The following is a 9,469-nucleotide window of genomic DNA, read 5'->3' on the forward strand; positions in this document are numbered from 1 at the left end:
CATGACGTCGATCAATACAGAGCACCAGCCAAGTAAGCAACTCGGCTCAGTACCGTTAAACACCCTCACCCTGCCTTTTGGCGGCAGTCGCTTAATTGAGGCCAGCGCAGGGACAGGGAAAACCTTCACTATCGCGGGTTTATACGTTCGTTTACTGCTGGGTCATGAAATACCTAAGCCATTAACCTGTGAGCAAATTTTGGTGGTGACCTTCACCAATGCTGCGACAGGTGAACTGAGGGATCGTATCCGCCGCAAAATCCAACTGGCATACCGTTGTTTTATCGGCTTAGACACAGGTGATGAGCTGATTGAAGCTCTCTATCGACTGACGCCAGAATCCGAACGTCCGCTGGCACTCAAACGACTCGATTTGGCGCTTAAATCGCTTGATGAAGCCTCCATTTTTACTATTCACGGCTTTTGTCAGCGGATTTTGGCCGACATGGCATTTGAGTCATCCTTGCTATTTGAGTCTGAGTTTACCTTAGATGACAGTGAGTTTTTGCATCACGCGGTGCGCGATTTTTGGCGGGAGCACTGTTACCCCTTACCGATTTATTTAGCCGAAATCATCCAAAAGAAGTTTAGCGATCCCGATGCGCTGTCCAAGCAACTCAGGCCGCTACTTGGCGCGAGTCAGGCTATGGCGCTGCCAATACCTCAGCCCTTTGATAAGTTGCAACAAACGTTAACTCAAAGCTTGAGTCGACTTAAACTTATCTGGCCGCGAGAGCGTGAAAACATCGAAGGCTTATTGCACGCATTACCACTGAGTGGCGTGCGATTCGGTAAAAAGCCTGATGGCTATCCTAAACTGGCTAAAATGCTTGATGACATGGACAACTGGTGCAAATTCAGTGAAAGTCTGCCGCCAATGAAAGTGATGGAATGCCTCTCTTTAAGCGAGCTTAAACTTAACAAGGGCGGTGGAATACCCACCCTAGAGCAAGCGCCAGTGTTAGATCATATCGAGCGTTTGTGCGGACTTATCATTGACTTTATTCCCAGCTTTCTCTATTGCGCTAAAAGTGGCATATCGAGCCGATTTTCAGCGCAAAAATCTGAGCGAAACCTGTTAACCCCAGATGATCTGCTTATCACTCTCGAAAATGCCCTGCGCCCTGACGAAAACAGCCCGTCATCTTTAGCAAGCCCCTCTTCACTGGCAAATACCATTGCGAAACGTTTTCCTATCGCGCTGATTGATGAGTTTCAAGATACCGATCCGCTGCAATTTGCCATTTTTAGCCGTATCTATCAGATGCAAGAGCAATCGCAAGAGCCTTCGACAGAACTTGCTGATAAATCAAACACAGACGGTTTAAGTCTGTTGATGATTGGCGATCCTAAACAGGCCATTTACGCCTTCAGGGGCGCGGATATCCACACCTATATCCAGGCAAGGGCGCAAACCAAAGATCACTATAATCTCGACACTAACTATCGCTCCAGTCGTAACATGATCGTGGGCGTTAACGCTCTGTTTGAAAATCGAGACGATGCCTTTATTAGCGAGGCTATCCCGTTTGAGCCGGTTCAACCCTCGGCCTTTGCCGATAAAAAGGTATTTATTGAGCGTACTAATGACGCATCGGCACTCAAGATCAAGCTGTTAAGTGAAGATCCTGACAAGGGACTGAATAAAACTACCGCCAGAAAACGATTGGCCGAAGACGCCGCAGCCGAAATATGCCGATTGCTCACCGAATCACAAACTGGCGAATGCACCATTAGTGGTGCGCCATTAAAAGCCAAAGACATTGCAGTGCTGGTGCGTGACAGAAATGAAGCAGCGGTTATTAAAAAGTCTTTGTCTAACAGGCAAATTGGCGCGGTATTCTTAAGTCGAGACAGTGTATTTAATACTTTAGAGGCCCGCGAGATGGCCTTGATACTCCATGCACTGGCCACACCAAAAGATGAGCGCGCGCTGCGCTCAGCCTTAGCCACCTCACTGCTTGGTTATGATGCGCTGTCTATCCATACTTTTAACCAAGATGAGATGGTCAGACAGACCTTACTTGAACAGTTTGATACTTTGCATCAAAGCTGGTTGCGACGTGGGATCATGCCTGCATTATTGAATCTGGCCAATGAAACCAAGCTTATTGAGCGCCTGCTTCGAAGCGAAGATGGCGAGCGACGCTTAACCGATTTCAGACATTTAGCCGAATTACTGCAACAAAAAGCCACTGAACTCGACGGCATCAGTGCACTGGTTAACTGGTATGAACAAGCCCTTATCGAGAACAACGCGAGCGAAGAAGCCCAGTTGAGACTCGAAAGTGAGCAGAACCTAGTTCAAATCGTCACGATTCATAAAAGTAAGGGACTTGAATATCCGGTCTGCTTTATCCCTTTTGTTAGCTTAGCGAGGGATAACCGCCGCAAGCCAGCGCCGATGCTCTACCATGAACAGAACAAATTAGTATGGGACATCAACCAAACTGATGAGGGCTGGGAACGTCATAAACGTGAAAACCTCGCCGAAGATCTGCGCCTGCTATATGTGGCGATGACGCGCCCTGTCTATCAGTGCTATCTCTATGTGGCCAACCACAGTCGTTTCACTAAAAAGGCGGGGATCACCAGCCAACTGAATGAAACCGGAATAGGCTATTTGCTCGGCATCGAGAATAAAGTCTGTGAATTTTCACTCATTCAGGCTCAAGCTAACAAACTACGATGTGATGCCATTAGCGTCTGTGAAATGAGCGATGATGCGTCAACGCAAGCGTTAGAGAATATATCCGGAACTCAATCGACTCTCGCCCCTAAAGTGCTTAAGCGTAAACTCTATACACCATGGCGTGTGGGCAGTTACTCAGGGTTAGTGAAAGACTTGCCCCATGAGCATATCGCGCCGGGCGCTGATGATGAGGCCTTTCCTGAACTTGAGATCATTCAAGATGAGATTGATCCTACCCCATCTCGTTTCACCTTCGAGCGAGGTGCTAATGCAGGTAGCTTTATGCACTTAGTGCTGGAGCTCATTGATTTTACCCAAGCAGAAGCTGAACTTCCCGTTCAACTGCCTATCGCCATGGAAAAATACGGTATCGATGAGAGCTGGTATGAGGTGCTTTATGCCTGGTATCTGGACTTGCTTGATTCTTTACTTATCGCTGAGGGCTCTCCACTTATTGCTGATGGCTCTTTACTTAGCGCTGATGGCTCTTCATTAATTGCTAAGGGCCCTTCACTCTCGGTTAATGGCTCATTAAAATTAGCCCAGTTGGCCAATTCGCAAAAATTGGTGGAGATGGAGTTTTACCTACCCATTAACCAACTGAGTGCAGTAAAACTCAATGAGTTACTTGAGCACTACGGTTACAGCGCAGGCCTAAGTTTTGACTCACTCAAGGGGATGCTCAAGGGGTTTATCGATTTGACCTTTGAATACCAAGGCCAGTTCTATATTGCCGATTATAAATCTAATCATCTGGGAGATGATTTTACCCATTATGGATTAGAAAGCATGCGCGGCGCTATTCGTAGCCATCGATATGATCTTCAGTACATCATCTACACCTTGGCTTTACACCGGTACCTGCGATTGAGAATGCCAGGTTATGATTACGCACAACATATTGGCGGCAGTTTTTACCTCTTTCTGCGCGGCATGTCTGTTACTGCGCCGCTTTCTGGTGTCTTCTATGATAAACCGCCACAGGCGCTTATTGAGTCTCTTGATGCCTTGTTCGACCAAGAAGTCTCAATTACCTCTCCAAGCAGCCCAAATCAAACCAATGGAGCTTAAGCGATGATCCAGTCAACACAGCCGATTAACGCCCTATTGAAAATCTGGGAAACCGAGCGCTTAATCACCCCACTCGATCGGCATTTTGCCCTCGAACTGGCTCAGCTACACCAAAGCCAGCTTGAGACGTTAGATAAAGCTCACACCAGTGATGGTTCATACCGTGAACTCTTTTTACTGATCTGCGCGCTGCTGAGTAAACAGTTATCTCAACAACACACTTGTCTGCCTATTCATCAGATAGCACTGGATAATCCCATGCTTGAGCAAGTAGCCCATTGTCGTATTACCAGCTCTCACTCTGAACTCACCGCGATATTGGCGCAATTCCCCTGCATCAGCTCGGTGAGCAGCACAGCTGAACCTGAGTCGTTAACAGCGGGTTCAACATTAGTCTCAACACCGATTGTGTTAGACAGTGGCGATCTATACCTGCAACGTTATTATCAATTTGAGACCCAAGTCAGCGACTACCTGATCCAACTGTCAAAAAGTCAGGGATCCCAAGTTACCGAAGCCACCAAAGCCAGTTTAGACATTCTGTTCCCTGCCTCACCCAGTGATGTCGCACCCGTGTTTGACTGGCAGAAAATAGCCACCGCCACCGCCTTTAGTAAAAAGTTAGCAGTGATCACCGGAGGTCCTGGTACAGGTAAAACCACAACCGTCACTAAGCTGCTGTTTTTATTGTCGCAAGAATCGCTAATGACCATCAGGTTGGTCGCACCTACGGGTAAAGCAGCGGCCAGATTAAGTGAATCAATCAAAGCCTCCAAGGTGCGACTGAAACAGGAATTAGCCCCCTATGCTAACCAAATTAATCTGGATAACTTAAGTCGAGTGCCAGAGGAAGCGTCAACCTTACACAGATTGTTAGGGGTTATTCCCAACTCCCATCAATTTCGCCACCACAAAGATAACCCTCTCAGGCTGGATCTCTTGGTTATCGATGAAGCCTCAATGGTGGATCTTCCCATGATGCACAAGGTGTTATCAGCCTTGCCCTCTCATGCCAGACTCATACTGCTTGGGGATCAGGATCAACTGGCGTCGGTCGAAGCAGGTGCTGTACTGGCCGATATCTGTGCAGGATTAAAACTCAATAATCCCCATGCAGGCAGTAAATGGCAGATGCGATATTCGGCCCACTATGCGCAAGCGTTATCGTCACTAACAGGCTTTGACCTAAATCGCTTTATCAGCGAGTCACCCAAAATAGGTGACAGCTTATGTATGTTGATGCACAGCCACAGATTTAAAGGCGATGCGGGCATTGGCCAATTAGCCGCAGCAGTGAATAACTCAGATAAAGCTCGAATAATGGAAGTGTGGCAAAAGGGTTATGAAGAGCTGACTTGGATTGAGCATCAAAAGACCCATAACGGTAATACTGGATTAGACGAGTTACTCTCCCTCGCGGTGACTCATTACCGCCGTTATCTTGAATTGGCAAAAGGTGCCAACAGCACACCAACTGAAATTATCGATTGTTATAACGAGTTTCGGATTTTGTGCGCCATGCGCGCCGGAGAGTATGGCGTAGATGGCATCAACTTAGGGGTGACTAACGCACTCAAGCAAGCCAAGCTCATATCGACTGAACTTGAATTTTATCAGGGACGTCCGGTTATCATCCAGAGTAACGACTATAACTTAGGCCTATTTAATGGTGATATTGGTTTGATCCTTTTAGACTCTGACCAGTCCCAACAAGGGCTGTCAGATAAAAATGAGGCAAGCCCCCCCCATCATACGCCCCCAAGATTAATGGCTCACTTTATCCAAGCCGATGGCAGTATCTTAAAAGTGCTACCTGCCCGCCTTCCCAGCCACGATACTTGCTTTGCCATGACGGTACATAAGAGCCAAGGCAGTGAATTTAGCAGTGTCAGTCTGGTATTGCCACTCTGGCCCAGCCTTGCTCAAAAACAGCTGTTAACCAAAGAGTTGGTTTACACCGCCATCACCCGCGCCAAGCAGCACTTTACTTGTTTAGGCTCTCAAACCGTCTTCGAACATGCCAGTTTACAAGCGACTCAGCGCTCATCTGGCCTCGCTAGGCGCCTTTGGAATTAAGGAGTTGAATTAAGAGGGAAATTAAGAAATGAACTTAAAAAAGAGCCCTAAACCAACACTCTATTACGTCTACGACCCTATGTGCAGTTGGTGTTGGGGCTACGCCCCAACCTGGCATAAGCTGAGAACCGCGCTAGCAGAATCAGGAATAACCGTTGAGTACAAACTAGGCGGCTTAGCACCCGATTCGAATGAGCCAATGCCACAGGAGATGCAAACTTTCCTTGAGCAAACCTGGCACAAAATAAGCGACCAACTTGGCACTGCATTTAACTATGACTTTTGGCAAAATTGTCAGCCAAGACGCTCAACATATCCAGCCTGCCGCGCAGTATTAATTGCTAGGGAATATGGACTCGCACAACAGATGCTCAGCAGAATTCAAACCGCCTATTATCTCGAAGCCAGAAACCCTTCGGATCTGGATACCTTAACCGCTATCGCCACCAAGATAGGTTTGAACAATGCCGAGTTTGTTACACAGATGCACTCTGAGCTGCTCAATCAAAAGCTAATGACTGAGATAGCAACTGTACGCCAACTTCCCATCCAAGGGTTCCCCTCATTAGTGCTTGAGAAAAATGGTCTCTTCAAACCAATACCGTTAGATTATCTGGACTGGCAGAACAGTTATCAACAAATAATCAATGATGTGTAGTCATCTTCATTCTACAGTTTGGTATTTATTTTTTTCATATAGTTAGCCCTTGTTCATTCGCTACGAATATTCTGCCGTTTTTATATATTGTCTAGAGGACTTATCACACCAGTATGATGCCCGCCAATAACATGAGTGTATATTTGGGTAGTCTTGACATCACTATGACCTAACAATTCCTGAATAGTACGAATATCATGACCTTTAAGTAATAATGATGTAGCAAATGAATGACGAAAAGTGTGCGCTGTAACGCGCTTATTGGTATTACTCTTGGTAGTCGCTTTTCTCAATTCTCGTGAAAATGCAGTCGGATGAATATGATGTCGGCACACATATTTATCACTTGGATGTATACAGCGGCGACTAGCAGGGAAGATATACTGCCAGTGAAATTTAGCGGCACTACTACGATACTTTTTGATAAGAGATATGGGCAATGAAGCTAAACCAAAACCTTCAGCAAGATCCCTATCATGTATCTTTTTAACATGTGAAATTTGTAATGTTAATTCATCGACCAAGCCATTAGGTAACATACAAACTCGATCTTTTTGCCCTTTTCCTTGGTAGACAAAGATAGACTTCGTGCTTAAATCAATATCCTTTATTCTGAGTCTTAATGCCTCTTTTAGCCTTAATCCCGCTCCAAATAGTATAGAACCGATTAGATGATGATAATTTGATAAGAAACTGATAATCAGTTTTGCTTCATCGCTAGAAAGTACCTGTGGTATCCGTTGCGGAGTTTTTGCATAGGGAAATTGCAGCTCTTTAGTCTCTATTTTCAATACGTGGCGACAAGCAAATATAATCGCGCACAAAGCTTGTTTCTGAGTGCTAGCCGACACTTTGCATTGTACAGCTAAAAAACAGAGAAAATGTTCAATCAAAGCTGGCGTAATATCATCACCATGACGAATATTGCAATGTCTTATAAAGTATCGATTCCAATAGAGATAAGACTTTTCTGTTTGATAGCTATAATGGCGTACCCTTATCTCAGCACGTATAGCCTCAATGTATGTTGCTTGACCCATAGTAGCCCTCCCGAACACTGTACTTACATACAGTTATAACTGATATCGAAATAACTTGCCTAAAAAAGATGCAACAAATGAGAGTTTGATGCATCGATAACTCAAGTAAATATTTTTATTCTATTTAATATCAAAGTATTGAGAGAGTGCCAAAAGTGTTATGCGGACCTCATAAACACCCACGCATCTTTTTATCGGATGATTTATGGTATGTTTTCTAACTTCTACTGAAAGTAACCGATTTACAACAGTGAGTTACCAGTGTTAAGTTAACAAAAAACAACCAAGCAGACTGGAACATTATTCTGCTGCTAATCAATAAGCTGTTATAGCTCATGAGGTTCGAATGACGGAAGTTTACGATTGGAACCCAATGCCTCATAAGGTCGATATTAATTGTCCTTCATGCGGTTCTTATGCAGAATTCGAATTTGCGGAAGTGGTTAGAATATCCTTAAAAAAGGATGTTCCATTTTTCGAGAGCAGCGACCTATTTACCTATCAATTATTCAAAGATAGTTGTGGTCATCGTTGGCATGGCGCTGTGTACTTTGCAAAGATGCACGGAGGTTCAACTGCTGCGATTAGAGACCTACCAGATGGTTATGAACCTTCAAACTGGAACCATTCACAGTATCTATATCGAAATCATGGTCTGGATCTAGGGTCTTTTACTTGCTCGTCCTGTAATTCCCGTAGAGTTCATGATTTAAGCTGGCCTGAAGAGGCTTTCTATTCAATCAGCTATAAAGGGCAAGTACTCTGGGCATTTAATCGAGATTCTGGCGTTGATCTTAGAGATTTCATTCAATCCAATGAGAGAAAAGCTAAAAATCATAAGTGGGCAAGCTTCTTACTGCATATACCAACAATATTTAAAAAACAAAATGCTCGTGATAATGTTGTAAAACAACTAAATAAGTTATTGTCATGCTAAATGCTATAACAAGCAAAGTCACTGCGACCAAATACTCTCCACTTCGCTTTTGTGCGGGAAAATACTCGCACAAAAACAAAGCTCCGGTATTTGGCGCGTGCTTTGGGCGTTATATAGACATGGAAAGTTAGTGAGTAAACGAAACCAGATTTTAATCCGCCTTTTTACAATCTATGAAATTATTCTGGTTGCAGCTTTAGGTGCTCTTTCTCTAATTCAGTGGCTATCATCGGGAAGTCTACAAGCTTCTGGTGTGTTTTCTGCATTTGTAGTATTTCAAATGACTGTTGCTGTTCTCATGGCTTACTCATTTTGGAAGTATCGTAATGCCAATAAGCAGTAGTTTTTGTGTCCATATAACAAGCTGCTAAATCTAGATTCACCAAGGCTGTCATGCCATTTGCTGAGCAAATCGCCCGCCAGCATATGGTTCACTTATTAGCAGGGCGTTAGCAGTACAGGAAAAGTATGTTCAATTTAATCCGTAACAATGAACTTGAAGTACAACTTGATGTTACAGATGCTACAGACCGATTGCCCTCAGTAGCATTTGATATAATCGTGTCTTGGAATATGCCTTTTCAAAACGTAAATTTCAGGGCTAAAGAGTGCTGGATAGAATGCAGTGTATGGGATAAATTTCATGACTCTATTTTGCAACTACAAGAACAAGAGTCAGGGTTTGTTACTCTAAATGATTTGAGTAATAATCCACTAATTTCATTTACTAAATCTGGTATTGAATTAGTTACCGAGATCCAATCTAAAGATAGCTTAGGTGTTGGTTCATTTACACTTAAAAGTACTAGCCGCTCAATAGAGTTATCTGAAATTTATAATAAAATGCAACAACTTGATAAGTGGTGGTAAGTACTGCTAACAAATAAGGATAGGCCGCGCGAAGCCGCGTCCTTATCCCAAGTGTTGAACAAGCCCGATGGTGGGGTTATCAATACTCTTTATTAAGCAAATAGCAGATCGAGAGTTTGGTCTAT

Annotated in this window: 7 protein-coding genes; 6 read left to right on the forward strand and 1 reads right to left on the reverse strand. The window is 44.2% G+C overall.

The window, feature by feature from the left end; genetic code table 11:
- Position 1 precedes the first annotated feature (1 nt).
- From recB to FN961_RS12935, 3 genes are read left to right on the forward strand one after another with little or no spacing between them, the layout of a single operon-like run.
- Positions 2–3,763, forward strand: a complete 3,762-nt coding sequence (gene recB, locus FN961_RS12925) for an exodeoxyribonuclease V subunit beta (RefSeq protein ID WP_144040591.1) — start codon at positions 2–4, stop codon at positions 3,761–3,763.
- A gap of 3 nt (positions 3,764–3,766) precedes the next feature.
- Complete coding sequence (gene recD, locus FN961_RS12930) at positions 3,767–5,839, forward strand: exodeoxyribonuclease V subunit alpha (RefSeq protein WP_144040592.1); 2,073 nt, start codon at positions 3,767–3,769, stop codon at positions 5,837–5,839.
- A 28-nt stretch (positions 5,840–5,867) separates the two neighbouring features.
- A complete protein-coding gene (locus tag FN961_RS12935) occupies positions 5,868–6,497 on the forward strand; it encodes a DsbA family protein (protein WP_144040593.1) in 630 nt (209 codons plus the stop codon).
- 80 nt (positions 6,498–6,577) lie between these two features.
- Here FN961_RS12935 and FN961_RS12940 read toward each other — a convergent pair whose 3' ends face one another.
- Positions 6,578–7,537, reverse strand: a complete 960-nt coding sequence (locus tag FN961_RS12940; RefSeq protein ID WP_144040594.1) for an integron integrase — start codon at positions 7,535–7,537, stop codon at positions 6,578–6,580.
- Between the two features lie 346 nt (positions 7,538–7,883).
- On the opposite strand from FN961_RS12940, the gene FN961_RS12945 reads away from it, so the two are divergent.
- From FN961_RS12945 to FN961_RS12955, 3 genes are all read left to right on the forward strand, one after another.
- Positions 7,884–8,474, forward strand: a complete 591-nt coding sequence (locus tag FN961_RS12945; protein WP_144040595.1) for a hypothetical protein — start codon at positions 7,884–7,886, stop codon at positions 8,472–8,474.
- A gap of 130 nt (positions 8,475–8,604) precedes the next feature.
- Positions 8,605–8,817, forward strand: coding sequence for a hypothetical protein (locus tag FN961_RS12950; protein ID WP_144040596.1), 213 nt, complete (start codon positions 8,605–8,607; stop codon positions 8,815–8,817).
- A 125-nt stretch (positions 8,818–8,942) separates the two neighbouring features.
- Entirely contained in the window at positions 8,943–9,344 is a 402-nt protein-coding gene (locus tag FN961_RS12955) for a hypothetical protein (protein WP_144040597.1), read from the forward strand.
- The last annotated feature ends 125 nt before the right edge of the window (positions 9,345–9,469 follow it).

It is taken from the genome of Shewanella hanedai, assembly GCF_007197645.1.
Taxonomy (GTDB): Bacteria; Pseudomonadota; Gammaproteobacteria; order Enterobacterales; family Shewanellaceae; genus Shewanella; species Shewanella hanedai.